At 71.0% G+C, this 24,757-nt stretch carries 25 protein-coding genes; 13 read left to right on the top strand and 12 right to left on the bottom strand.

Annotated elements, in window-relative coordinates:
* Nucleotides 1-97 precede the first annotated feature (97 nt).
* Nucleotides 98-868: an IclR family transcriptional regulator gene (locus ABZ459_RS13070; RefSeq protein WP_357969712.1), complete on the top strand. Its 771-nt coding sequence runs from the start codon at nt 98-100 to the stop codon at nt 866-868.
* A 28-nt stretch (nt 869-896) separates the two neighbouring features.
* Here the strand turns inward: ABZ459_RS13070 and ABZ459_RS13075 are convergent, their stop codons facing one another.
* Nucleotides 897-1,769 carry a MurR/RpiR family transcriptional regulator gene (locus tag ABZ459_RS13075; protein WP_352328557.1) on the bottom strand — a complete coding sequence of 291 codons (873 nt, stop codon included), beginning with the start codon at nt 1,767-1,769 and terminating at the stop codon, nt 897-899.
* Nucleotides 1,754-3,184, bottom strand: a complete 1,431-nt coding sequence (locus ABZ459_RS13080; RefSeq protein WP_357969715.1) for a glycoside hydrolase family 3 N-terminal domain-containing protein — start codon at nt 3,182-3,184, stop codon at nt 1,754-1,756. The genes ABZ459_RS13075 and ABZ459_RS13080 overlap by 16 nt, the downstream gene beginning before the upstream one ends.
* 88 nt (nt 3,185-3,272) lie before the next feature.
* Here ABZ459_RS13080 and ABZ459_RS13085 point away from each other — a divergent pair, with 88 nt between their 5' ends.
* Complete coding sequence (locus tag ABZ459_RS13085; RefSeq protein WP_357969718.1) at nt 3,273-4,802, top strand: family 10 glycosylhydrolase; 1,530 nt, start codon at nt 3,273-3,275, stop codon at nt 4,800-4,802.
* 233 nt (nt 4,803-5,035) lie between these two features.
* Here the strand turns inward: ABZ459_RS13085 and ABZ459_RS13090 are convergent, their stop codons facing one another.
* The gene (locus ABZ459_RS13090) at nt 5,036-5,686 is read right to left on the bottom strand and encodes an FHA domain-containing protein (protein WP_352362084.1); all 651 of its coding nucleotides are present in this window, start codon (nt 5,684-5,686) and stop codon (nt 5,036-5,038) included.
* A 181-nt stretch (nt 5,687-5,867) separates the two neighbouring features.
* On the opposite strand from ABZ459_RS13090, the gene ABZ459_RS13095 reads away from it, so the two are divergent.
* From ABZ459_RS13095 to ABZ459_RS13115, 5 genes are all read left to right on the top strand, one after another.
* Entirely contained in the window at nt 5,868-6,989 is a 1,122-nt protein-coding gene (locus ABZ459_RS13095; protein ID WP_357969721.1) for a citrate/2-methylcitrate synthase, read from the top strand.
* On the top strand, nt 6,986-7,285 hold the full coding sequence (locus ABZ459_RS13100; protein WP_357969724.1) for a DUF3017 domain-containing protein: 300 nt from the start codon (nt 6,986-6,988) through the stop codon (nt 7,283-7,285). Before ABZ459_RS13095 ends, ABZ459_RS13100 begins: the two co-directional genes overlap by 4 nt.
* 53 nt (nt 7,286-7,338) lie before the next feature.
* Nucleotides 7,339-8,556 carry an NADP-dependent isocitrate dehydrogenase gene (locus ABZ459_RS13105; protein ID WP_357969726.1) on the top strand — a complete coding sequence of 406 codons (1,218 nt, stop codon included), beginning with the start codon at nt 7,339-7,341 and terminating at the stop codon, nt 8,554-8,556.
* A 176-nt stretch (nt 8,557-8,732) separates the two neighbouring features.
* A complete protein-coding gene (locus ABZ459_RS13110; protein ID WP_357969729.1) occupies nt 8,733-9,038 on the top strand; it encodes a hypothetical protein in 306 nt (101 codons plus the stop codon).
* A 101-nt stretch (nt 9,039-9,139) separates the two neighbouring features.
* Nucleotides 9,140-9,298 (top strand): hypothetical protein, encoded by a 159-nt coding sequence (locus tag ABZ459_RS13115; protein ID WP_357969732.1) that lies wholly within the window; start codon nt 9,140-9,142, stop codon nt 9,296-9,298.
* Between the two features lie 79 nt (nt 9,299-9,377).
* On the opposite strand, the gene ABZ459_RS13120 is transcribed toward ABZ459_RS13115, so the two are convergent.
* A complete protein-coding gene (locus ABZ459_RS13120) occupies nt 9,378-9,959 on the bottom strand; it encodes a GNAT family N-acetyltransferase (RefSeq protein ID WP_357969735.1) in 582 nt (193 codons plus the stop codon).
* Nucleotides 9,960-10,011: 52 nt separating this feature from the next.
* Between ABZ459_RS13120 and ABZ459_RS13125 the strand changes: the two genes are divergently transcribed.
* Nucleotides 10,012-10,935 carry a LysR substrate-binding domain-containing protein gene (locus tag ABZ459_RS13125; RefSeq protein WP_357969738.1) on the top strand — a complete coding sequence of 308 codons (924 nt, stop codon included), beginning with the start codon at nt 10,012-10,014 and terminating at the stop codon, nt 10,933-10,935.
* Here the strand turns inward: ABZ459_RS13125 and ABZ459_RS13130 are convergent.
* From ABZ459_RS13130 to ABZ459_RS13150, 5 genes are read right to left on the bottom strand one after another with little or no spacing between them, the layout of a single operon-like run.
* Nucleotides 10,904-11,656 carry a serine hydrolase gene (locus tag ABZ459_RS13130; RefSeq protein ID WP_357969741.1) on the bottom strand — a complete coding sequence of 251 codons (753 nt, stop codon included), beginning with the start codon at nt 11,654-11,656 and terminating at the stop codon, nt 10,904-10,906. The genes ABZ459_RS13125 and ABZ459_RS13130 overlap by 32 nt on opposite strands.
* A complete protein-coding gene (locus tag ABZ459_RS13135) occupies nt 11,653-13,236 on the bottom strand; it encodes an amidohydrolase family protein (RefSeq protein WP_357969744.1) in 1,584 nt (527 codons plus the stop codon). The genes ABZ459_RS13130 and ABZ459_RS13135 overlap by 4 nt, the downstream gene beginning before the upstream one ends.
* Nucleotides 13,237-13,267: 31 nt before the next feature.
* Nucleotides 13,268-14,020 carry an amino acid ABC transporter ATP-binding protein gene (locus ABZ459_RS13140; protein WP_357970646.1) on the bottom strand — a complete coding sequence of 251 codons (753 nt, stop codon included), beginning with the start codon at nt 14,018-14,020 and terminating at the stop codon, nt 13,268-13,270.
* A 1-nt stretch (nt 14,021) separates the two neighbouring features.
* On the bottom strand, nt 14,022-14,852 hold the full coding sequence (locus tag ABZ459_RS13145) for an amino acid ABC transporter permease (RefSeq protein ID WP_357969747.1): 831 nt from the start codon (nt 14,850-14,852) through the stop codon (nt 14,022-14,024).
* On the bottom strand, nt 14,849-15,718 hold the full coding sequence (locus tag ABZ459_RS13150; RefSeq protein WP_357969750.1) for an ABC transporter substrate-binding protein: 870 nt from the start codon (nt 15,716-15,718) through the stop codon (nt 14,849-14,851). The genes ABZ459_RS13145 and ABZ459_RS13150 overlap by 4 nt, the downstream gene beginning before the upstream one ends.
* A gap of 122 nt (nt 15,719-15,840) precedes the next feature.
* On the opposite strand from ABZ459_RS13150, the gene lysA reads away from it, so the two are divergent.
* Nucleotides 15,841-17,076 (top strand): diaminopimelate decarboxylase, encoded by a 1,236-nt coding sequence (gene lysA / locus ABZ459_RS13155; RefSeq protein WP_357969751.1) that lies wholly within the window; start codon nt 15,841-15,843, stop codon nt 17,074-17,076.
* A gap of 26 nt (nt 17,077-17,102) precedes the next feature.
* Here the strand turns inward: lysA and ABZ459_RS13160 are convergent, their stop codons facing one another.
* The gene (locus ABZ459_RS13160; RefSeq protein WP_357969754.1) at nt 17,103-17,618 is read right to left on the bottom strand and encodes a pyridoxamine 5'-phosphate oxidase family protein; all 516 of its coding nucleotides are present in this window, start codon (nt 17,616-17,618) and stop codon (nt 17,103-17,105) included.
* Between the two features lie 102 nt (nt 17,619-17,720).
* A complete protein-coding gene (locus ABZ459_RS13165) occupies nt 17,721-18,179 on the bottom strand; it encodes a MarR family transcriptional regulator (protein WP_357969757.1) in 459 nt (152 codons plus the stop codon).
* Between the two features lie 65 nt (nt 18,180-18,244).
* On the opposite strand from ABZ459_RS13165, the gene ABZ459_RS13170 reads away from it, so the two are divergent.
* The 4 genes from ABZ459_RS13170 to ABZ459_RS13185 all read left to right on the top strand — a co-directional run bounded on the left by ABZ459_RS13170 (nt 18,245) and on the right by ABZ459_RS13185 (nt 23,479).
* Nucleotides 18,245-18,742 (top strand): SgcJ/EcaC family oxidoreductase, encoded by a 498-nt coding sequence (locus ABZ459_RS13170; protein ID WP_357969758.1) that lies wholly within the window; start codon nt 18,245-18,247, stop codon nt 18,740-18,742.
* A gap of 108 nt (nt 18,743-18,850) precedes the next feature.
* Nucleotides 18,851-19,879 carry a polysaccharide deacetylase family protein gene (locus ABZ459_RS13175; RefSeq protein WP_357969761.1) on the top strand — a complete coding sequence of 343 codons (1,029 nt, stop codon included), beginning with the start codon at nt 18,851-18,853 and terminating at the stop codon, nt 19,877-19,879.
* Between the two features lie 458 nt (nt 19,880-20,337).
* A complete protein-coding gene (locus ABZ459_RS13180; RefSeq protein ID WP_357969764.1) occupies nt 20,338-22,449 on the top strand; it encodes a transporter substrate-binding domain-containing protein in 2,112 nt (703 codons plus the stop codon).
* A 55-nt stretch (nt 22,450-22,504) separates the two neighbouring features.
* The gene (locus tag ABZ459_RS13185) at nt 22,505-23,479 is read left to right on the top strand and encodes a malate dehydrogenase (RefSeq protein WP_357969767.1); all 975 of its coding nucleotides are present in this window, start codon (nt 22,505-22,507) and stop codon (nt 23,477-23,479) included.
* Between the two features lie 34 nt (nt 23,480-23,513).
* On the opposite strand, the gene ABZ459_RS13190 is transcribed toward ABZ459_RS13185, so the two are convergent.
* Entirely contained in the window at nt 23,514-24,746 is a 1,233-nt protein-coding gene (locus ABZ459_RS13190) for an MFS transporter (protein ID WP_357969769.1), read from the bottom strand.
* Between the last annotated feature and the right edge of the window lie 11 nt (nt 24,747-24,757).

Here is a 24,757-nt window from a genome sequence, read left to right on the forward strand (position 1 = left end):
TGCTCCTAGGTGTTCGCTATGCGCACAGGTATTCTCTGTCCGAACAGCCCCATATGGCGGAAACTACGCCCTTGTCGGCTTCTGTCAAGGGATCACCATGGTCGATCATGTGCAGTCGCTGGCCAGAGGGCTGGCGGTGATCCGCGCGTTCAGCGCCGCGGCGCCCGAGCTGACGCTCAGTCAGGTGGCGCGGGCGACCGGCCTCAGCCGCGCCGCCGCCAGGCGTTTCCTCATCACCCTCACCGACCTCGGCTACGTGCGCAACGACGGCCGGCTGTTCGCGCTCACCCCCCGCGTCCTGGAGCTGGGATACGCCTACCTGTCCGGCCTGTCGCTGCCCGAGGTCGCCGGCCCCCACCTGGAACGCCTGGCCGCCGAGGTGCACGAGTCCGCCTCGGTCGCGGTTCTCGACGGCGAGGACGTCGTGTACGTCGCCCGCGTCGCCACCGCCCGGATCATGAGCGTGTCGATCAGCATCGGCACCCGCTTCCCGGCCTACTGCACGTCGATGGGCCGGGTGCTGCTGTCCGCCCTGCCGCCCGGCGACCTGGACGACTACCTGGGACGGGCCGCGTTACGCAGGCTGACCTCCAGGACCGTCGTGCTGCCCGACGCGCTGCGGGCCGAGCTGGAGCAGGTGCGCCTGCGCGGCTGGGCGATGGTGGACCAGGAGCTGGAGGAGGGCCTGCGGTCGGTCGCCGCGCCCGTACGCGACCACGCCGGCCGTACGGTCGCCGCCGTGAACGTCTCCACGCACGTCGGCCGTACCAGCCTGCACCAGGTCAGGACGGGGCTGCTGCCCGAGCTCCTGGCCACGGCGGCGCGCATCGAGGCCGACCTGGCGAAGGTCTCGGTGACCCGCGCCTGACGCCCGCTTGTCGGTCGCCGGTCGTCCGTCACCGGTTGCGGTAGCGGTCGGTCGCGTCGCGGGTGGCCCGGATCGCCGCCTCGGCCCGGTCGTAGGTGCGCTGGGCCAGGCCGACGAAGATGCAGTCGACGATCAGCAGCTGGCTGATCCGGCTGGCCAGCGCGCCGGGCCGGAAGGCGGTCTCCCGGCCGGCCGACACCAGCGTGTGGCTGGCCAGGTCGGCCAGCGACGAGCGCGGGTTGTTGGTGATGGCCACGATCAGCGCCCCGGCCTCGGCCGCCGTACGGGCCGGGACCAGCACGTCGGGGGTCTCGCCGCTGCAGCTGATGGCCACCGCCACGTCGCCGTCCCGCAGCAGCGCCGCGCTGGTCAGAGCCAGGTGGGCGTCGCTGAACGGATGGCTGGACAGGCCGATGCGCAGCAGCTTCTGCGACATGTCGGCGGCCACCAGACCCGAGGCCGCCACGCCGTAGACGTCCACCCGCCGGGCCACCGCGATGGCCTGGACGACCTCGCCGAGCTGGTCGGGGTCGAGCTGCGCCGCCGTGTCCGCCAGCGCGTCGGACTCCGCCCGCGCCACCTTGGCGATCACGTCGGTCAGCGGGTCGTCGGGGGCCAGGTCGCCGGGCACCAGGCGTTCGGGCTGCTTGGCCACGGCGGCGGCCAGCGCGAAGCGCATCTGCGAGTAACCGGCGAAGCCGAGCGCCCGCGCGGTGCGCACGATCGTCGCCTCGCTGGTGCCCGACACCGCGCTGAACTCGGTGATCGTGCTCCGCACGACCAGCCCCGGGTCGTCCAGGATGATGCGTCCGATGGCCTGCGCCGCCGGGGTCAGCGACGGCAGCACCGCGCGCACGGTGGCGACCGGGTTCGCGGGCTCGGTGTTCAACGGGTCAGCCATTCGGCCGCCGCCTGCGCGGAGACGCGGGAGATGCCGTGCGTGGCGACGTGGGCGGCCCCGACGGGCGCGTCGCTGATGCCGGTGTCCACCACGATCGCGTCGGGCCGGACGGCCAGCGCCCGCGCCAGCGCCTCGCGCACCCACGGGTGCCGGGCCGCGTCGTGCACCACGAGCACCACGGGACGGTCGTCGAAGGCGGGCAGCTCGCCGTCGCGGTCGAGGCGCACCCTGGCGGTGTTCGGCAGCCGGGCGGCCAGCGCCGCCGCGATGCCGGTCGGCGTGGCGGGATCGACCGCCTGGTTGAGCCGGGTGTTGACCTCCACGACCAGCGGCCCCCGGTCGAGCACGGCGGTGCCGGTCGTGGTCAGCGCGGCCCTGGCGGCCTCCAGGCCGACGCCCTCGTCGATGTCGGCGCGGGCCTTCTCGCGCAGCTCCGACCGCTCGGCGTACCAGGTGGACAGGGCGAGCACCCGGCCGGCCGCCTCGGCCAGCCGCTCCTCGGCCAGCCGGCCCGTGCGCACCGCCTCGACGACGGCGTCGCGCATCTCGTGCAGGCTCCGCTCGTCGGCCCGGCCGGCGCAGATGGTGTCGACGCCGGCGGCAAGCGCGCGCACCGCGATCTCGCCGGGGCCGAACATGTCGGCCACGGCCTGCATCTCGATCGCGTCGGTGACCACCACTCCGTCGAAGCCGAGCTCGCCCCTGAGCAGGTCGGTCAGGGCGCTGTGGCTGAGCGTGGCCGGCATCGACGGGTCGAGCGCGGGCACGAGCAGGTGGCCGGACATGATCGAGCGCACCCCGTGCGCGATGGCGGCCCGGAACGGCGGCAGGTCGCGCTCGTCGAGCACCGCCCGCGAGGCGTGCACGGTGGGCAGCGCCAGGTGGGAGTCGGTGGTCGTGTCGCCGTGCCCCGGGAAGTGCTTGGCGCAGGCGGCCACGCCCGCGCCCTGCACCCCGGCCACGTACGCGACGGTGTGCCGGGCGACCAGCTCGGGATCGGGCCCGAACGAGCGCACGCCGATGACCGGGTTCTCCGGGTTGGCGTTCACGTCGGCGGAGGGGGCGTAGTCGAGGGAGATGTCGAGTTCGGCGAGCATCCGGCCGATCTGCCGGCCGACCCGCTCGGTCAGCTCGACGTCGTCGGCCACGCCCAGCGCCCGGTTGCCGGGGAAGGAGCTGCCGGCGAGCACTTCGAGCCGGGTGACCGCGCCGCCCTCCTCGTCGACCGCGACGATCGCGCCGGGGTTCTCGGCGCGCACCGAACGGACGAGCTGCTCGCCGATGGAGTTGCGGGCGAACAGGATGACGCCGCCCAGGCCCTCGCCCAGCGCGCGGCGCAGCCAGTCGGGAGGCGACGTCCCTTCGAACCCCGGCTGGAGCACCGTCATCGCAAGTCGGACCAGCTCTGCGCTCATGCGGCATTTTCCTTCACGGTTGTTGATCTGAAGGTAATTTTCTGTCATCGTCGCCCTCGACACAACCATTGTCGAGAGGCCACCCCCCATGCCCAGCAGAAGGACTCTCCTGAAGGGTCTCGCTCTCGCCGCCGCCGCGTCCGCCGTGCCGCTGCCGGCCTTCGCCCAGGCAGACTACGTCCCCCCGCTGCGTCAGATGCGCGGCATGTGGATCGCTTCCGTGGTCAACATCAACTGGCCCTCGAAGCCGGGGCTGAGCGCCGACGAGCAGAAGGCCGAATACCTCGCCTGGCTCGACGTGGCCGTGCAGCGCAAGCTCAACTCCGTGTTCGTGCAGATCAGGCCGACCGCCGACGCGTTCTGGCCGTCGCCGTTCGAGCCCTGGTCGCAGTACCTGACCGGCACCCAGGGCCAGGACCCCGGCTACGACCCGCTCGGGTTCGCCGTGGAGGAGACCCACAAGCGCGGCCTGGCCTTCCACGCCTGGTTCAACCCCTACCGCGTGTCGATGCAGCCCGACCCGGGCAAGCTGCACCCCGATCACCCCGGCCGCAAGAACCCCGACTGGATCCTGCCGTTCGGCGGCAAGCTCTACTACAACCCGGGCATGCCCGAGGTCCGCAAGTTCTGCCAGGACGCGATGATGGACGCGATCACCCGCTACGACATCGACGGCCTGCACTTCGACGACTACTTCTACCCGACCAACACCACTGCCTTCGACGACAGCGCCGCGTTCGCCAAGCACGGCGCCGGCTTCCCCGACCTGGCCTCCTGGCGGCGCAACAACGTCGACCTCATGGTCAGCGAGATGCAGCAGCGCGTCCTGCAGGCCAAGCCGGAGATCGCCTGGGGCATCAGCCCGTCGGGCATCTGGCGCAACAAGGGCACCGACCCGCTCGGCTCCGAGACCAACGGCGGCCAGTCCTACGACAACCTGCACGCCGACACCCGCGGCTGGGTCAAGAAGGGCTGGCTGGACTACATCGCGCCGCAGCTCTACTGGTACATCGGGCAGCCGCCGGCCGACTACTCCAAGCTCGTCCCGTGGTGGTCGGACGTGGCCGCGGGCACGAACACGCTGCTGTGGATCGGACAGGCGGCGTACAAGGCGGGCGACCCGGCCCAGGCCGCCGAGTGGCAGAAGCCGGACGAGCTGTCCAGGCACCTGACGCTCAACCGCGCCCACCCCGAGATCAGCGGCGACATCTGGTACAACGCCAACGACGTCAAGGTGGACCGGCTCGCCTCCATCACGACCGCCGTCAACGACCACTACCAGCGGCCCGCGCTCGCGCCCGTGCTGCCCCGCCTGGCGAACGGCGAGCCGCCGCGCCGCCCGGTGGTGGCGTACGCGCTGCGCCGCACCGGCGGCGTCGAGGTGCGCGTGGTCGCCACCGGCCGGGACGAGCCGTTCCAGTTCGCCATCTTCCGCTTCCCGGACGAGGCCGGCCAGAACGCCTTCGCCGACGCGCGCAACCTGGTCGCGGTCGTGCCCGCCGACCGCCAGATCCGCTGGACGGACCCCGACGGCAAGCGCGGCGACCACTACTACGCGGTCGCCGTCGACCGGGCCAACAGGACCAGCAAGCCCAGCCGCGGTTTCCGGGTGATCTGAAGGACACCGGTGAAGGAACGCTGACCTCCGGCGCCGCGCGCATGGCTCACCAGCGCGCGTCGCCGGCACGTTCCCTGACCGGCGACGAGCACGGCGCGCGCCACCGGCCTGTCGGCCCGCGGTCGCCCGCCGTCGCCCGTTCCGCGCCCAGCAGGGACGAGCACGGTGATCTCTCGATGGTTCCGACGCTGCCGGAACCCCTCGCCGAAGCCCCGGTCGCGATCTGGCTCCCTCTAGGAAGCCCTCCTACCGGCCGCCGACGGCTGCTGCTCAGCCGCGGCGCCCGCCGACCGCTGTGGTGGCACCACAGGGGTCGGGCGCACCAGCCCGAGCGCGACGACCTCGTTGGCGAGGCGCGTGCGGCGGTTGGTGCCCTCAGGAATCCTGAACTTCTGGTACAGCCGCAGCAGGTGTTGCTTGACCGCGGCTTCGGTCACGACCAGGTCGTCGGCGATCTCGCGCGCCGTCGCCGGAGCGACGAACGCCTCGTCGGACAGCGCCGGCCTGCAGAGCGAGGTCAGCACATCGACCTCGCGCCTGGTCAGCTCGGGCGCCGCCGCCCTGCGCAGCTCGACCTCGGGGGTGAAGTCCTCACGGGGGACTCCACCGATGCGACCCCGCGCCGCGCCGAACGAGACGACGTCGCCGTCGTCAAGGACCCTCCGGGCGATCGGCCTGCCGTTCACCCGTGTGCCGTTGCGGGACAGGCCCAGGTCAACGACGTACAGGTAGGGTCCTCGTCTGACGAACTCGGCATGGAGTCGAGACACACTGGGGTCGGTGAGCCGGATGTCCACACCCCGGCCTCTCCCGACCGTCGTGATCTCGGGGCGCAACGGGACCACGTCGCCGGTGTCCTCGATGCGTATGAACGGCCCCTCCACGGCAGTTCCTCCCCAGGTAGCCCGCCGTAACTATTACTACAGCTCCGGCTTACCCAACCGAGGGGATGCGGAATCGCCTTTGCCGAAAGGAGAATCCCACGTGAAATTGGTCTGGACCTCTGCGAACGGTTTTACCTGCTCACGGGTAGACTTCGGAGGAAGATAAGCGGAGGAAACACTCATGGCGGACAAGCCCACGAAAGGCCTGGCCGATGTCGTAGCCGCGTCCACAGCGCTGAGCGACATCGACGGCAAGGCCGGTCGCCTCTTCTACCGTGGATACGACATCCACGACCTGGCCGGCCGAGCGACGTTCGAGGAGACCGCGTACCTGCTGCAGCACGGCAGGCTGCCCGACCGGGCCCAGCTGGAGGCGTACGGCGCCGACCTGGCCCAGGGCCGGGAGCTCGGCGCGCTGGTCGCCGCGAACGTGGCGGAGATCGCCGAGAAGCAGAAACCCATGGAGGCGCTCCGCTCCCTCGTCTCACTCTCCGGCGCCGACGACCCCGACAAGGACTCCACCGCCCCCGACGCGAACCTGCGCAAGGCGGCCCGCCTGACCGCGCAGCAGCCCGTGCTGGTCGCCCGCTACCACGCCGCGCGCACCGGCGGCGCGGCCCCCGAGGCCGACCCCGAGCTCAGCATCGCCGGAAACTTCCTGCTCCAGGTCACCGGACGCGCCCCCGAGCGGCGCGCGGTCGAGATCTTCGACGAGTGCCTGGTGCTGCACGCCGACCACACGATGAACGCCTCGACGTTCGCCGCCCGCGTCTGCGCCGCGACCTTGTCGGACATGCACTCGGCCATCGTCGCGGCCATCGGCACGCTCAAGGGCCCGCTGCACGGCGGCGCGAACGAGCAGGTCATGAAGACCCTGGAGTCGATCCCGCCGGGCGGGGTGGCCCAGGCCGTGCGCGACAAGCTCGCCGCGGGCGAGAAGATCATGGGCTTCGGCCACCGCGTCTACAAGACCGAGGACCCGCGCGCCACGCACCTGCGCCGCATGTCCGCCGAGCTGGCCGAGGCCGCCGGCGACGACACCTACTACCGGATGTCGAAGGAGATGGAGGAGGTCGTCTTCGAGACGAAGGGCCTCTATCCGAACGTCGATTTCTACGCGGCGTCGGTCTACCACTACCTTGGCATTCCGACGGACCTGTTCACCCCCGTCTTCTCGATCAGCCGCATGTCCGGCTGGACCGCGCACGTGATCGAGCAGCATGCCGACAACAGGCTGATCCGGCCCGACAGTGAATACATTGGCGAGCGCGATCAGAAGTGGAAGCCAATAGAAGAGCGTTGAGCCGAGAGAACGAACGTGAACGCTGGGGACCGTTCCCGCTGATTGTGGCGGGAGCGGTCGCCGCCGTGCTCGTGATCCTGTTGGTGGACCCGCGCTGGGGCGGGTTCGCGCTGGGCGGTGTGTTGATGGTCGCCGCCGCGCTCCGGTTCGCCGGGTTCGACGGGCAACTGGCCGTCCGCGACAAGGTGACGGACGTCATCACGCTGATCGCGTTCGGCTTCCTCATGGCCCTGACCTCGCTCGCGCTGTACAACAACGCGTTCAAGGCCTGGCTCCTGTCCCTTTTGGCCGGTTGACGGGACGGTCCGATAGCCTCAACGCATCCATTCATTGAAGGGGAACCATTCGCATGCCCAAGATCAAGGTGGAGGGTCCTGTCGTCGAGCTCGACGGCGACGAGATGACCCGGATCATCTGGCAGTTCATCAAGGACCAGCTGATCCTTCCCTACCTCGACGTCGACCTGAAGTACTACGACCTGGGGATCGAGTACCGGGACTCGACGGACGACCAGGTCACCATCGACGCCGCCAACGCCATCAAGAAGTACGGCGTCGGTGTGAAGTGCGCCACCATCACCCCAGACGAGGCGCGGGTCGAGGAGTTCGGGCTCAAGAAGATGTGGAAGTCCCCCAACGGGACCATCCGCAACATCCTCGGCGGCGTGATCTTCCGTGAGCCGATCATCATGTCGAACGTGCCGCGGCTCGTGCCCGGCTGGACCAAGCCGATCGTCGTCGGCCGTCACGCCTTCGGCGACCAGTACCGCGCCACCGACCTGGTCATCCCCGGCGAGGGCACCCTGACCCTCACGTACACGCCGAAGGACGGCTCCGAGCCGATCGAGCTCGACGTGTACGACTTCCCGGGCGGCGGCGTCGCCATGGCGATGTACAACCTCGACGAGTCGATCCGCGACTTCGCCCGCGCCTCCATGCGCTACGGCCTGGCCCGCAACTACCCGGTCTACCTGTCGACGAAGAACACCATCCTCAAGGCGTACGACGGCCGCTTCAAGGACATCTTCGCCGAGGTCTTCGAGACCGAGTTCAAGGCCGACTTCGACAAGGCCGGGCTCACCTACGAGCACCGCCTCATCGACGACATGGTCGCCGCGGCGCTCAAGTGGGAGGGCGGCTACGTCTGGGCCGCCAAGAACTACGACGGCGACGTGCAGTCCGACACCGTCGCCCAGGGCTTCGGCTCGCTCGGCCTGATGACCTCCGTCCTCATGACCCCCGACGGCCAGACCGTCGAGGCCGAGGCCGCCCACGGCACCGTGACCCGCCACTACCGCGAGCACCAGAAGGGCAACCCCACCTCCACGAACCCGATCGCCTCGATCTTCGCGTGGACGCGTGGCCTGGCCCACCGCGGCAAGCTGGACAACACCCCCGCCGTGACCGACTTCGCCAACAAGCTGGAGCAGGTCTGCATCGAGACCGTCGAGAGCGGTCAGATGACCAAGGACCTCGCCATGCTGGTCGGCGGCGACGCCAAGTGGCTCACCACCCAGGACTTCCTGGCCGCCCTGGACGAGAACCTCAAGAAGAAGATGTCTGCTTGAGAGAAAGCGGCCTCTACCTGCGGCTTCGTCGTACGGTAGGGGCCGTTTCGCATGTCCGGGGCCGGCTGCGGGCCGTCTTTCCGGGGGTTGACGTGCGGGCAGGGGCGATTATGGTCCGTTTAGGAAAGTTTCCTAAGAGAAGCTTCCGTCCCTCGCACGCATCAGGAGGCGTCCTCGTGCTGTCCAGGAAGTGGGCCACCGGCCTGCCCGTCGCGACCCTGCTCACCACCGCGCTGCTCACGGGCTTCGCCCCGGCCGCCCACGCCGTCCCCGACGGCTGCACCTCCAGCGTGAACGGCTCCACGGCCGAGAGCCGCTGCACCGGCGGCACGGGCCAGCACCAGATCGCGATCACCGTCCTGCACGTCAATCCTGCCGTCGGTTACGTCTACAACGTCGGCCCATGGGTCTCTCCCGGCCAGGTCTCCTCGGCCACCATCCCGCCCGGCACGATCATCTCCATCCGCGTCAACAAGCGCTGAGATCCAGCAGGCACCCGCGGGCGGCCGTCGAGAACGGTCGCCCCCGGGCCGCGCAGCGGGGCACGCGTGGCCGGCGGCTTCTTCATCGCCCGGGTGCGGATGTGACGGCCCCCGATCCCTCCTGGAAGGACGCGGACGGCAGGCCGGCCGGTGTCCTGGTCTCGCCGCCGGTCACGGTGACCGCGTACGGCCCGCAGCACCAGGGCTTGAGGCAGGAGGAGGAGGTGGCGTTCGGACCACTGGGCCGGGGCGGCGACTGAGCCGCCACCCGGGGCCACCACTGGAGCCGCCGCTGGGACCGCCACCGGGACCGCCACCGGGACCGCCACTGGGGCCGGCTCACCCGCTCGCCCGGCGCCAGTCGCTCGCGGTGAGGCGGTACAGGACGTGGCGGCGCAGCCGGTGGCCGGGCGGCAGGACGGGATGGTCGAAGTCCCCGTCGGGGTCATGGACCATCCCGAGACGGCGCATGACGGCGCTGGAGCGCGTGTTGACCGTGGCCGTGAAGGACACCACCTCCGCCAGGCCGAGCCGGTCGAAGGCGAAGCCGAGCGCGGCGGTGGCCGCCTCGCTCGCGTAGCCATGGCCCCACGACCTGCGGTTGAGCCGCCAGGCAATCTCCGTCGCGGGCATGAAGGGGGCCTCGAACGAAGGCCGGTGCAGGCCGGTGAAGCCGATGAACTCGCCGGTGTCCAGCCTCTCCAGCGCCCAGCGTCCCCAGCCCTGCCGGGTGATCAGGTCGTCGCCGGCGGCGGCGAACGCGTCGCTCTGCTCGCGGCTGAGCGTGGCGGGGAAGTGTTCCATGACCTCGGGGTCGGCGTTGAGCTCCGCGAAGGGCTCGCGGTCGGAAGGACGCCAGGGCCGCAGCAGGAGGCGCTCGGTACGCAGCTCGACCGGCGGCAGATGGGTGGAGTCGATCACCGGTGACATCTTATGCGCGGAGCGAGGTGGGGAAGCTCGTACTCTTGGTCCCGTGTTGAGTAGTAACCGGCTGCGTGTCCTGCTTGAGGTGTTCAGGACGGGCAGTATCGCCGGTGCGGCCAGGGTGCTGAAGTTGTCGCCGTCCGCCGTGTCCCACCAGCTGTCCCGGCTGGAGCAGGAGGCGGGGGTCGGGCTGGTCGAGCGCAACGCCCAGAGCCTGCGGCTGACCGAGGCGGGACGCCGCCTGGCCATCCGCGCCCAGGAGGTCGTCGACATCATCGAGGCGGCCGAGAAGGACCTGCTCGCCCAGGCCAGGGTGGACGCCGGCGAGCTGCGCATCGGCTTCTTCGCCTCCGCCGGGTACCGGCTGCTGCCGCTGGCGCTGTCGCGCTTCGCCTCCCGGTATCCCAAGGTGGCGCTCGACCTGGTGGAGGGCCAGCCGTACGAGCTGCTGCCCGATCTGGAGCGCGGCGCGCTCGACGTGCTGGTGGTCTTCGAGCACGCGCTCGACCCGTGGCAGTGCCCGGAAGGGGTGGAGGTCGTCCACCTGTTCGACGAGCCGCAGCTCCTGGTGCTGCCGACCGGCCACGCCGCCGCCCAGCGGCCCAAGGTGCGGCTGGCGGACCTGGCCGAGGAGCCGTGGATCACCACGTTCGGCGCCGAGCACCCGGTGTCGATCCTTGAGCGGGCCAGCACGCTGGAGGGCTTCTCGCCGCGGATCCGCTGCCGCAGCGACCACTACGAGGTGACGATCGGCCTGGTACGGGCCGGGCTCGGCGTCGCGCTGGTGCCGAGCCTCGGCCTGCAGGGCGCGACCGGGCTGCACACCTGCCGGCTGACCACGCCGAACCTGTTCCGCCGGATCGGCGTGGCCAGGAGGCCGACCAATCCCAACCCGGCCGCCCGGTCGTTCCTGGCCTATCTGCGTACGGCCTCGGCCCAGCTCAGGAACTCGCTGGAGCCTTCGCTGCGCTGAGGCGGGCGGCGACGTCCAGGCCGGCCCGCCGTACGGCGGCGGTCAGGTCGTGCTCGCTGCCCGCGGGGCCGTGGGCGAGGACGGCGTAGGCGATGCGGCCGTCCATGATGCCGACGTCGGACCGGACACCCTCGTCGGTGCCGGTCTTGTTGGCCAGCCAGTCGCCCTCGGGATCGTGCCTGACCAGGGCGGGGACGAGACCGTGGTCGGTGTTCTGCCGCATCCAGCCGCGCATGAGCGCCTGCCAGCCGCCCGGACCGGCGAGCAGCGCGGCCAGGCCGGACAGCTCGGCCGCGGTGCCGATCGCGAACGTCGGCGGGTCCTGCGGGGTGCGCGGTTCCCTGATGCGGTCGAGCAGCCTGGTCCGCGACAGCCCGAGGGCCGCCGCGGCGGCGTTGACCCGGTCCAGGCCGATCGTGCGCAGCAGCGCGTTCGTGGCGGTGTTGTCGCTGACGGCGGCGGTCAGCAGGGCGAGGTCGCCGATCGTCCAGGCGCGCGCGGACAGCGACGTGAGCAGCCCGGAGCCGTCGCAGTAGTCGTCGTCGTGCAGCGTCACGGGCATGTCGGGGGCCAGGATGCCGCCCTCGACGCTCATCGCCACCTCGGCCAGCAGCAGCAGCTTGCCGACGCTGGCCAGCGGCAGCTCGGCGTCCTCGTTGACGCCGTGGAACTCGCCCGTCACCAGATCCCGCGTCGCGACGGCGAGCGTGATGTCGTTCACCGCCCGATGATCCTTCCTGGTCTGTCCTCGGTGAGCCTGTTGTCCTCCACGGCGAGCCGTCCGGCCACCACGACGGCCCTGACGCCGATGGGAGGCAGCAGCGGGTCGGCGTAGGTCGCGCCGTCGGCGACCGTCGCGGGGTCGAGGAGCACCAGGTCGGCGTGCGCTCCGTCGCGCACGACGCCTCTGTCCGCCAGCCCGAACCGCTCGGCCGCCATGCCGGTCATCTTGTGGACGGCGGTCTCCACCGGGAACAGTCCCTGGTCGCGGGAGTAGCGGCCGAGCACCCGGGGGAAGGTGCCGGCCAGCCGGGGGTGCGGATGGCCCGGCTTGGGCACGCCGTCCGAGCCGATCATGGCGAACTCGCTCGCCAGGACCCGCTGGACGTCGTCCTCGCGCATGGAGTGGCTGATGATGGTCACCTCGCCGTCCTCGGCGAGCAGCAGCTCGGCCGCCGCGTCCACCGGGTCGCCGCCCAGCTCGGCGATCGTGCGGCCCTCGGCCTCGGGGTGACGGGTGGCGCAGGCGACCGAGATGCGGTCCCAGCCGCCGTTGCCGACCGTGTTCTCCCAGCCCGGCACGCCCGCCTCGATGGCCGCGCGCATCCGGTCGCGCTGGCCGGGGTCGCGCAGCCGGTCGAGCAGCGCCTCGGTGCCGCCGTCGTTGGCCCATGGGGGGAACATCGCCGACAGCGACGTGCTGCCCTCGGTGTAGGGGTAGACGTCGCAGGTGAGGTCCATGCCCTGGGCGCGCAGCTCGGCGATGCGGGGGAGCGTGCGCAGGGTCCTGCCCCAGGCGTGCTTGCCGGCCGTCTTGTGGTGGCTGACGTGCAGCGCGGCCCCGCTCCTGCGGGCGATCTCGACGGCCTCCTCCAGCGCCTCCTCCACGCGGGACATCTCGTCCCGCAGGTGGGTGACGTACGGCTTGCCGTGCCGGGCCGCGACGCGGGCCAGCGCGACCACCTCGGCGGTGTCGCCGTACGTGCCGGGGGTGTAGATGAGGCCGGTGGACAGCCCGGCGGCGCCGGCCGCCAGCGCGTCGTCGAGCAGCGCGCACATGGTGGCGAGCTCGGCGGGGGTGGCCGGGCGGTCCTCGTAGCCGAGCACGCCGGCCCGCAGGGTGCCGTGGCCGACGAGGGAGGTCAGGTGGTTCGAACGGGGGGCCCGCTCGTGCGCCGCCACGAACCCGTCGTAGTCCTCAAAAATCGGGATGTCGCCGCCGAAACCGGCCCGGCTCGACCGGCGCAGCGCCGGCACCCGCTCGGGCAGCGCCGGGAACAGGCTCGACCCGCAGTTGCCACAGATCTCCACGGTGACGCCCATGAGCACGGGGGCGGCGGCCAGCTCCCGGCCCGCCTCCCCGAGCAGGGTGACCGCGTCGGAGTGGGTGTGGACGTCGATGAACCCGGGCGCGACCACCAGCCCGGAGGCGTCGATCACCCGCCCCCCGCCGCCGTCGGACGGGCCGCCCCCGGGCAGCAGGACGAGGCGGTCACCGCGGACGCCGACGTCGGCCCGGCGCAGCGGCGCGCCCGTCCCGTCGGCCACGAGGCCACCGCTGATCAGCATGTCGAGGCTCACGCGGCCGAACCCTCCCTGAGAAGCGAGCCGTTCACAGCACCTGCCCGAGGAAGGCGCGGGTGCGCTCGTGACGCGGCGAGGACAGCACCTCGCGGGGCGGCCCCTCCTCCACGATCACGCCGTCGTCGATGAACACCAGGTGGTCGCCCGCCTCTCTGGCGAAGCCCATCTCGTGGGTCACCACGATCATCGTCATCCCGCTGGCCGCCAGGTCGCGCATGACCTGCAGCACCTCCTGCACCAGCTCGGGGTCGAGCGCGCTGGTCGGCTCGTCGAACAGCATGAGCTTGGGGTCCATGGCCAGGCTGCGCGCGATCGCGACCCGCTGCTGCTGGCCGCCCGAGAGCTGCCGGGGGTAGTGGCCGGCCCGGTCGGCCAGCCCCACCCGGTCGAGCAGCGTCCTCGCGCGCTCGGCCGCCTTCGCCTTCGACAGGCGCTTGACCGTGCACGGGCCCTCCATGACGTTCTCCAGCGCGGTCATGTGCGGGAACAGGTGGAAGCGCTGGAAGACCATGCCGATCTCCTGACGCTGGCGGCACAGCTCGTCGGGCCGCAGCAGGTGCAGCTTGCCGCCCTGCTCGCTGAAGCCCATGAGCTCGCCGTCGACCCACACCCGGCCCGCGTCGATCGTCTCCAGCCGGTTGACGCAGCGCAACAGCGTCGACTTGCCGGACCCGGACGGGCCAACCACGCAGACCACCGCGCCGGCCGGCACGTCGAGGCTGACGCCCTTCAGCACCTCGAGCTGGCCGAAGCGTTTCCTGACCGATTCGATCTTCACCATGCTAGTGGCCACGGCTGAACCTCCTCTCCAGGGAGCGCTGGCCGAAGGTGGCCACGGTGGTGAGCAGCAGGTACCAGGTGGAGGCGACCACCAGCAGCGCGATCACCTCGAAGTTGTCCAGGTAGATGCGCTGGGAGACGGTCAGCAGCTCCGCGCCGGAGATGACCGAGACCATCGAGGTGGTCTTCAGCATGGAGATGAACTGGTTGCCGGTCGGCGGGATGATCACCCGCATCGCCTGCGGCAGCACGACCCTGCGCAGGATCTGCCGGTGCGACATGCCCAGCGACTCGGCCGCCTCCCGCTGCCCGGGATCCACCGAACGGATGCCCGCCCGGACGATCTCGGCCATGTACGCGCCCTCGTTGATGGTCAGCCCGAGCAGCGCCGCCGTGAACGGCGTGATCAGCTCGTTGGCCGGCCACTGGAGGAACATCGGCCCGCCGAACGGGACGCCGAGCCCGATCTCGGGGAAGACCAGGCCGATGTTGAACCAGAAGATGAGCTGCACCAGCAGCGGCGTGCCCCGGAAGAACCAGGTGTAGAGGCCGGCCGCGCCGCGCAGCACCGGGCTGTCCGACAGCTGCATGACGGCGGCGACCACACCGAGGGCGACGCCGATGACCATGGACAGCGCGGTGAGTGCGATCGTGATCCACAGGCCGCCGAGCACCCGGCCGTCCAGCAGGAACTCGGAGATCACGTCCCAGTGGAGGTTGGGGTTGACGATGACGGTGTAGGCCAGCCAGGCCATCACCAGCGCCGCGACCACCGCCGCGACGAGCCGCCCGGGCCTGGGCGGCTTCACCGCCTCGATCGGGAGTTCCATCATGCGCCGGTGTTGATCGTGACCTTGGGCACGGCGTTGGCCGTCGTGCCGTACTTCTCCAGGATCTTGCCGTACTCGCCGCTGTCGATCAGCTCCTGCAGCGCCTTGGCGACGGCGTCGCGCAGGCCGGTCTGCTTCTTGTCGATCGCGATGCCCCAGGGGCCGGCGTCGTACTGCTCGGCCAGGACCTCGTACTTGCCGGTCTCCTTGGCGTACATGGCGGCCACGGGGGAGTCGACGATCGTGGCGACGGTACGGCCGGAGTCGATGGTGAGCAGGCCGGTGGGGGCGTCCTCGCTCTGCATGATCTCCATCTTCTGGGCGCACTTCTCGTTCTGGCGCTTGCCGATCTCCAGGTTGGAGCTGCCCTTGGCCAGGACGACCTTCTTGCCGCACAGGTCCTCGAGGGTCTTGATGCCCTCGGGGTTGCCCTTCTTGACCATGATCGAGCCGCCGGCGTTGAAGTAGTCGACGAAGTCGACGGCCTTGCGGCGCTGTTCGAGGTCGCTGAGCGCGGCCATGGCGATGTCCCACCGGCCGCCCTGCAGGCCGGGGATGAGACCGTCGAAGGAGGCGTTGATGATCCGGGTCTTCAGCCCGAGCCGCTCTCCGACCGCCACGGCCAGGTCGGCGTCGACGCCGGTCATCTCCTGGGTGCCCGGCTTGTACATCTCCATCGGGGGATAGCCTTCCGAGGTCGCCATGCGGAGCTCGCCGGACTTCCGTACGGATTCCGGGACGAGGTCCTTGGCGCTCTTGCCGGTCGAGGAGGGCGGCGTGGGGGCAGCCGCCGTACCCGAGGTGGACCTCCCGCATCCCGCGCCAAGAGCGCAGGCCGCCACCAGGGCGATGACCAGGTGTGTTCGCATGGCATGTCATCGTGGCCAGGCCGTCAGGCGGCACCAAGCCTCGTGAAGGCATGCGACCCTCAGCAACGAATCCGTCGATGCTCGACCCACCGTGCCCTCGCGGTTGTTTACGCTCGCGCTTCATGAGTTTGGACATCTGGCCCCAGACCGCCACATGGCACGACGGGGAGCTGCGGCTCGGCGGGATCGGCGCGGTCGAACTGGCCCGCGTGCACGGCACGCCCGCGTACGTGCTGGACGAGGCCGACTTCACCGCCCGCGCCCGCGCCTGGCTGGACGCGCTGCCCGACGGCGACGTGCACTACGGCGGCAAGGCGTTCCTCTGCCCCGAGGTGGTGCGCTGGCTGGATCGGCTGGGCCTGTCCCTCGACGTCTGCACGGGCGGCGAGCTCGCCGTGGCCATGGCCGGCGGGATGCCGCCGGAGCGGGTCGTCTTCCACGGCAACAACAAGTCGGCCGACGAGCTGCGCCGGGCCGTGGCCTGGGGCATCGGCTGCGTGGTCGTCGACTCCTTCACCGAGATCGCCAGGCTCGCCGCGATCGCCGCCTCCCTGGGCGTCCGGCAGCGGGTGATGATCAGGGTGACGCCGGGCGTGGACCCGCACACCCACGCCTTCATCGCCACCGGCGGCGAGGACTCCAAGTTCGGCTTCTCGCTGAGCGCCGGCGCCGCCGCGCTCGCGGTGGCGCAGGTGAACGCCGAGCCCGCGCTGGAGCTGTACGGCCTGCACTCCCACATCGGCTCGCAGATCTTCGAGCTGGACGGCTTCGGCACCGCCGCCGCCAGGATGGCCGCCTTCGCCGCCGAGACCGGCGTCACCAGGCTCGACCTGGGCGGCGGCCTCGGCATCGGCTACACGCCGGACGACCCCACCCCGCCCACCCCCGCCGAGCTGCTCGCCGTGCTCAGGAAGGAGACCGCGGGCCTGCACCTGGCCGTCGAGCCCGGCAGGTCGATCGCCGGGCCGTCCACGGTCGCCCTGTACGAGATCGGCACGATCAAGGGCCGGTACGTGAGCGTGAACGGCGGCATGAGCGACAACCCCCGCCCCGGCATGTACGGCGCCGCCTACACCGCCATCCTGGCCAACCGCGCCTCCGACGCCCCCACGAGCGCGTTCACCGTGGTCGGCAAGCACTGCGAGAGCGGGGACGTGCTGGTCAGGGACATCGCGCTGCCCGGCGACGTGCGGCCCGGCGACCTGCTCGCCGTACCGGTGTCGGGCGCCTACCAGCGCTCGATGGCCAGCAACTACAACCACGTGCCCAGGCCGCCGGTCGTCGCGGTGCGCGACGGGGAGGCGCGGGTCGTCGTCCGCCGCGAGAGCGAGGAGGACCTGCTGCGGCTCTACCTGTAGACGCGGCCGCGAAGCCGCGCCGGCGGTCAGGACGTGAGCTTGCCCAGGTCGGGGGCGTAGACGGTCATCCAGCTCGGGTGCAGCCGGAAGTAGACCACGTCGTGCTCCCAGTCGAAGGCGTCCGCGCCGTAGAAGTCCTTGAAGTAGGCGAGCAGGGCCGGCCAGTCGGCGGCCGGCTCGCCGTCCTGCGGGTTGAGGACCTCCACCCTGCCGTGGGTGAACACGCCCAGGTCCTCCCCGCGCATATGGGCGACGCTGGCCGCCGGGCGGGCGGCGAGGTGGCGCGCCTTGGCGGCGCCGCGCGCCGTGCCGAAGTGCCACTTGCCGTGCAGGAAGTGGCCGTCGGCGCCGCTGATCCGCGGCTCGCCCTTCGCCGTCACCGTGGACAGGGCGAGGACGCGCATGCCGGTCAGGATCCCGGTGAGCTGCTCGGCGTTCATGGTGCGCTCGGTGACGATCGAGCGCAGGTGCGAGGTGGAGCGGGAGAGCGAGGCGTCGAGGAGCGCCTGGAGCTCTTCGAGCTCCTGCGGGGTTTCGCGCATTGAGGTCCTTGTCTGTACGTACGTACCGGCCCGCGATCGGCGCCGGCCGGTGGGACCATGCTCGACCGGAAACCCGACACCCTGTGTCGTGTTTTCCGGAACTCAGGACGAATCTCTGACGCGGGCCGCCTGTTCCTCCTGGACCCTGCGGGCGGTGCGCAGGAAGGCGAGGATCACTGCCAGCTCGTCCGGCCCGTAGCCCTCCAGCGCCCGCGCGCCCGCCTGGCCGACCGGGGCGAAGATCTCGGCCTCGGCGGCGCGGGCCGCGTCGGTGGCGGCGACCAGGACGCGGCGGCGGTTGCCCGGATCGGGCGCGCGGGTCACCATGCCCGCGCGTTCCAGGCGGTCGATGACGGTGGTGACGGCCGCCGGGCTGAGCTTCAGCGCGAGGCTGAGCGCGCCCGCGGCGACCGGGCCCTCGGCCAGGACGACGTCGAGGCAGCGCAGGTCGGTGCGGTTGAGGCGGAGCCGGGCCGCGGCGGCCTCGTCGAAGGCGTCGAAGCTCTGCTGCAGCTGCCGGAGCTCCATGGCGATCTCTCCGATGACGGCACGTTTCGACATTCGAACCTTTCTGGTATCGTACTTTTCGTTAGTCGAAATGACGATATCACTCCGGAGGCACCGCCATGCGCTCGACCACCCTCACCTCGCCCGACACTGCCGAGATCCAGCGCCTCTTCGCCGACTTCATGGCGGCCTGGACCGCCGGGGACGCCCGCGCGTTCGGCGCCCTGTTCACCGACGACTCCGACTACGTCTCCTACGACGGCACGATCGCCCGTGGCCGCCGCGCGCACGAGCTCAACCACGACAAGCTCTTCCGTGGCGTCCTGGCCGGATCGGCGCTCGTCGGCGACCTGGAGTCGGTGCGCTTCCTCACCCCCGACGTGGCGGTCGTGCACGGCACGGCCTCCGTCCTGATGCCCTGGCGGTCCACGCTGCCCAGGCGGCGGTTGTCCCGGCAGACCGTCGTCGTGGTGCGGACGGGCGAGGGCTGGCGCATCGGCGCGATCCACAACGGCCGGGTCCGGCCGGTCACCGTTCCCGAGCCGGGCTCGTTCCCGTCCAGGATGTCGCAGCTGATGGCCCGGGTCGCCCGCCGGTTCGGCCTCGGCAGGGGATGACGCTTTTCGTAATCCCTGACCCTTCCTTGACGAGGTCGCGGCGTGGCGCAGTTGATCATCTGGGTAAGGCCCAACCTGTAACAGTCGTACGCGTCTCGGGGGGTTCGGATGCGACTGGGTATTTTGACAGGAGCGGGGCTGCTCGCGGCCGCCGTCGTCCTGACCGGGTGCGACTCGCCGCCCGACACTGCCAAGATCACCGACAGCAAGGCCGAGGCCGCGGCCAGGCTGAAGCAGAGCAAGGCGGCCAAGATCGCGGTTGCGCGCAAGGTGAAGGCGAACGAGCTGGGCCAGATCCCGGTGCTGATGTTCCACCGGGTCATCAAGAACCCGGCCACCACCGACGACAGGACGCCGCAGCAGTTCCGCTCGGACCTCGAACGGCTGGTCAAGGAGGACTACGTCCCGATCAGCGCGTCGGAGATGGTGACCGGGAAGATCAACGTCCCGGCGGGCAAGCATCCCGTGGTCCTGACGTTCGACGACTCCTCGCCCTCGCAGCTCACCCTGAACGAGATGGGCGTCCCGCAGCCGGACACCGCCGTGGCGATCCTGCGCGAGGTGGCCGCCAAGCACCCGGGCTTCCGGCCGGCCGCCACCTTCTACGTCACCCGCGACATGTTCGGCAAGACCGTGCGCGAGGAGCAGGCCCAGACGCTGGGCTGGCTCAAGGACAACGGCTTCGACATCGGCAACCACACCCGTGACCACGTCAACCTGCACGGACGCTCGGAGAAGGAGGTGGAGGACCAGATCGGCGGCATCGCCAAGCAGATCGACGACCTGACCAAGGTCAAGCCCAACTCCATCGCCCTGCCGTACGGCAACCAGCCGCGCAAGAAGGAGTGGGCGCTGCACGGCAAGCTCTACAACCACGCCGGCGCGTTCCTGGCCGGTTACACGCCCGCGCCGTCGCCGTTCAGCAAGGCGTTCGACCCGGGCGGCATCCCGCGCATCCGGGTCATGGAGAAGAAGGGCGACTGCTCGCAGTTCTGCTCGGCGGCCTGGCTCGACTGGCTGAAGAACAACCCGGACATGCGCTACACCTCGGACGGTGACGTCAGCACGGTCGCGTACCCGAAGTTCAAGAACCCGTACCTGCGCAAGTCCTTCACCACTTGGAGCCTGCCCTACTGACGGACGCGCCCGAGCACCACGCTCACCTCGGCGGGCTTCCACGTTGCCCGGCATGGTGCAGCTGCGCAGCAGGTCGCCCCTTGGGCGAGTGGACGGCGAACCACACTGACCTGAGGTGTCCCGGGGAGCGGCGGGTGGGTTCGCCGCTCTTCATGACGAGACCTTCCGGCGTCCATCCGGCGACCTGCCCGCGGGCCGGGAGGCGGATGGCCGCGCCGCGCGTGGCGTCCACGATCACGCGCGGCTCCCGTCCTTCGTCCACCGCACCAGCTCGGCCTCGACGCTGACGACGTGCCTGCGACCAACCAGTCAAGACCACTGTTACAGGGTCCGAATGGACGCTGTGTACGGGCTTTGTGTAAAAACCGGTGAGTCACGAACGGTTAACGGATCCCTGGGAAGTTGCTGAGCGTCGTAAAGTTTGCGTGGTTGGGGTTCAGTGAACGTGGGGAAGACGAATGCCGCAGATCGCGCCGCTGGTGGCCGGCGATCCAGCGCTGCTGGGATCGTTCCGGCTGTCCGGACGGATCGGCGAGGGCGGCCAGGGGATCGTCTACCTGGGCGTCAACGAGCAGGGCGAGCGGGCCGCGATCAAGCTGCTGCACGTGAAGTTCAGCGGTGACACGATCGCCAGGTCGCGCTTCGCCAGGGAGCTGAAGGCGGCGCAGCGGGTGGCCTCGTTCTGCACCGCGCGGGTGATGGAGGCCGACCTCGACGGCGACACGCCGTACATCGCGAGCGAGTACATCGACGGGCGGGCGCTGCGCGACATCGTCGAGGCCGACGGCCCGCTCAGCGGCACCGTGCTCGACCGGCTGGCCATCGGCACGGCCACCGCGCTCACCGCCATCCACCACGCCTCGATCGTCCACCGGGACTTCAAGCCCGACAACGTGCTCATCGCCGCCGACGGGCCGCGCGTGGTCGACTTCGGCATCGCCCGCATCATCGACTCGACCGGCACGATCACCAGCCGCGCGATCGGCACGCCCGCCTACATGGCGCCCGAGCAGATCGCCGGCGACGACATCGGGCCCTTCACGGACGTGTTCGCCTGGGGCGCGACCATGGCCTTCGCCGCCACCGGGAAGGCGGCCTTCGAGGGCAAGTCGATCGCCGTGGTGCTCAACCGCATCCTGAACCACGAGGTCGACGTGGAGATGATGCACGAGCCGCTGCGGGGCGTGGTGCGTTCGGCGTTGGCCAAGTCGCCCGACGAGCGTCCCTCGGCCGACCAGCTCCTGCTGCGCCTGCTCGGGCAGACCGGCACGGCGGCCGGGGCCTCGACGGCGGTGCTCACCAGGGGCGTGCAGGTGGCCGGCGACGACACGACGCCGTTCACGCGGGTGTCGGCAACGTCCATCACCGAACGTCCCGCCACGCAGGCCACCGGCCACCCCACCCGGCCCCCGTCCGGCCCCGCCACCGCACACCCGGCCACGACCGGCACCGGGGCCGCGCACCCGGCCACGACCGGCACCGGGACCCCGCACACGACCGGGTCCGGCGCCCCGCACACGACCGGCGCCCCGCATCCGACCGGCACTCCGCACACGACCGGCACCGGGACCGGTGTCTCCGGGCGTGTGGAGACGGTGCAGTCCGGCCAGGGCCAGGGCCAGGGCCAGGGCCAGGGGCCGGTGGAGGCGAGGCCCGTCGACGAGCCCGTGCCGTCCGGCGGCCGGCGGCGGCTCAAGGTGTGGCTCGCGCTGGCAGCCGCGCTCGTCATGCTGGTGGTCGTGGCCGTCGCGGCGATGGCGAACGGCTGGTCGCCGCTGGCGTTCAAGGGCGAGGTCGTGACCCCCGCGACGACGGGGAAGAAGAACTCGCGGCCCCCCACGTTCGCCTCGGTGGTGGACAAGGTCGCCCAGACCGGAAAGATCATCGTCGGCGTCAAGGGCGACCTGCCGGGCGTCGGCCTGCAGAACGGCGACGACTTCAGCGGGTTCGACGTCGAGGTGGCCAAGCTCGTGGCCGCCGCGCTCGGGGCCGAGGAGACGGTGTTCACCCGGGTCGGCCGGAACGACCGGGCGGCCGCGCTGGCCGAAGGCAGGGTCGACCTGGTCGTCGCCACGTACTCGGTGGACAAGAGCGAGACCAGGTTCGCCGGGCCGTACTACGTGGCCCACCGCGACGTGCTGGTCCGCGCCGGCACCGGCATCGACTCGCTGGAGGACCTCAAGGGCAAGAAGATCTGCGCGCTCGACACTCCGACGGTCGGCGAGGTGCAGGACAGGGTGAAGGTCGAGCCCGTGACCGCCGGCAACTACGCAGCCTGCATGGACCTGCTCAGGAACGGCAAGGTCGACGCGGTGCCCGGCGAGGACCTGATCCTGGCCGGGTTCGCCAGCCGGGAGAACATGCGCTACAAGATCATCGGTGCCAAGCTGGACAACGAGCGGTACGCGGTCGGCGTCCGCGACGGCGACGCCAAGACCTGCACCGCGGTCAAGGGCGTCATCGCCGACCTCTACCGCACGGGCACCATCAAGAAGCTCCTGAACAGCCACTTCGGCAAGGTCGACTTCCAGCCCGAGCTGAAGGTGCCCGCGATGGAGCCCTGCGGATGACGAGCGGTAACATCCGAAAGTCCAACGAATTCATCCAGTGAGTTAGGGGAAGGCCATGGCCACGCCCGTCAAGGTAACCGTCACCGGGGCCGCCGGTCAGATCGGCTACGCACTGCTGTTCCGCATCGCGTCGGGACAGCTGCTCGGCGCTGACGTCCCGGTCAAGCTGAGCCTGCTGGAGATCCCTCAGGCGGTGAAGGCGGCCGAGGGCACCGCCATGGAGCTCGACGACTGCGCGTTCCCGCTGCTGTCCGGCATCGAGATCACCGACGACGCCAACGTGGCCTTCGCCGGCGCCAACGTCGCCCTGCTGGTCGGCGCCATGCCGCGCAAGGCCGGCATGGAGCGCGGTGACCTGCTCGGCGCCAACGGCGGCATCTTCGGCCCTCAGGGCAAGGCGATCAACGAGCACGCCGCCGACGATATCCGCGTCCTGGTGGTGGGCAACCCCGCCAACACCAACGCGCTCATCGCCCAGCAGAACGCGCCGGACGTCCCGGCCGAGCGTTTCACCGCGATGACCCGCCTCGACCACAACCGCGCGCTGTCCCAGCTCGCCGCCAAGCTCCAGGTCCCGGTCACCGAGATCAAGAAGATGACCATCTGGGGCAACCACTCCGCCACCCAGTACCCCGACCTGTTCCACGCCGAGGTCGGCGGCAAGATCGCGGCCGAGCAGGTCGAGGGCGAGTGGCTGCGCGAGACGTTCATCCCGACGGTCGCCAAGCGCGGCGCCGCCATCATCGAGGCCCGTGGCGCCTCCTCGGCCGCCTCGGCCGCCAACGCCGCGATCGACCACGTCCACGACTGGGTCAACGGCACCGAGTGGACCTCGGCCGCCGTCGTCTCCGACGGCTCGTACGGCGTGCCCGAGGGGCTCATCTCGTCCTTCCCGGTGCGTTCGGTCAACGGCCGGTACGAGATCATCCAGGGCCTGGAGATCGACTCGTTCTCCCGCGAGCGCATCGACGCCAGCGTGCGCGAGCTGACCGAGGAGCGCGACGCCGTCCGCGGGCTCGGCCTCATCTGAACCAGGCGCGACACCCCGGACGCGCGTCCCCGGCTCAGCGGGGGCGCGCGTCCGTCGTCGTGAGGGGGAGCGCGGCCGCGCGGGTGCGCTCGGCCCAGCGGGTCACCGGCGGCACGGCGAGCCCGGCGGCCAGGAAGACCCCGCCGAACAGCAGCCAGCCCGGCAGCCCCCAGCCCACGATGACCGTGGTCATGACGGCGGGCACGACGATGTTGGACACCTGCTGGCTCATCCCGTACAGGCCCTGGTACTGGCCGATCGCGTGCGGCGGGGCCAGCTCGTACGACAATCCCCACGAGCCGGCGGCCTGCAGCAGCTCACCGAAGACGTGCAGCAGCGCGCCGCCGAACAGGGCGACCACCGCCACCCAGGCCGGTTGTCCGGCGGCCAGGGCCAGCAACACGCACGCCAGCAGCAGGAACACGCCCGAGCGGCGCTGGGCGCGGGCCGCGCCGGCCGCGTCGTCGGTGCCGCGGCTGAGCCGCACCTGCAGCAGCGTGACGGTGACGGTGTTGATCATGGCGACGGCCGCCACCGTCCACGTGGGCGCCGAGGTCCGGCCGGCCACCCAGAGCGGGATCGCGATGGTGAGCAGCCCGTTCTGCATGAACAGCACCGCGTTGAGCAGCGCCAGCACCGCGTACGGCCGGTCGCGCAGCACGATCCAGACCGGCTCGCCCGCCTTGCGCGGGACCGGCGCGACGGGCGGCACGCGGAACGTCAGCGCCGCGCTGCCGAGGTAGCAGAGCGCGCACCCGAAGATCATCCCCAGGTACACGGGACGGCTGTCGAAGTGCAGCGCCGCGCCCGCTCCGAGCCCGCCCACCGACCAGCCGACGTTGGTCACGGCCCGCAGGTACGCGCGCACCCGCACCCGGTCGGCCGCCGGCACCGCGCCCCCGACCAGCGCCGCCCGCGCGGTGCCCTCGCCGGCCTCGGCGAACGTCACCAGGGTGGCCACCACGACGAACCCGGCGAACCCCGACACCAGCGCGTACACCGGCACCAGCAGCCCGCCCGCGGCGGAGAAGGCGATCTGCACTCCGCGCGGCCCGGCCAGGTCGGACAGCCGCCCGGCGGGCAGCCCGGCGGCGAGCCCGACGGCCGCGGCGATCGTCATCCCCAGCCCGATCTCGCCGTCCGACAGGCCGACCGACAGCTTGAAGAACAGCACGCTCACCGTGACGAACAGGCCGCGGCCGAGGGAACGCAGGAGTGTGGCGTACGTGAGCGCGCGCACGGGCCCGCTCTCGGGGAGGAGTGACACGGCGGAACAGG

The sequence above is a fragment of the Nonomuraea sp. NPDC005692 genome, assembly GCF_040631115.1.
Classification (GTDB): domain Bacteria; phylum Actinomycetota; class Actinomycetes; order Streptosporangiales; family Streptosporangiaceae; genus Nonomuraea.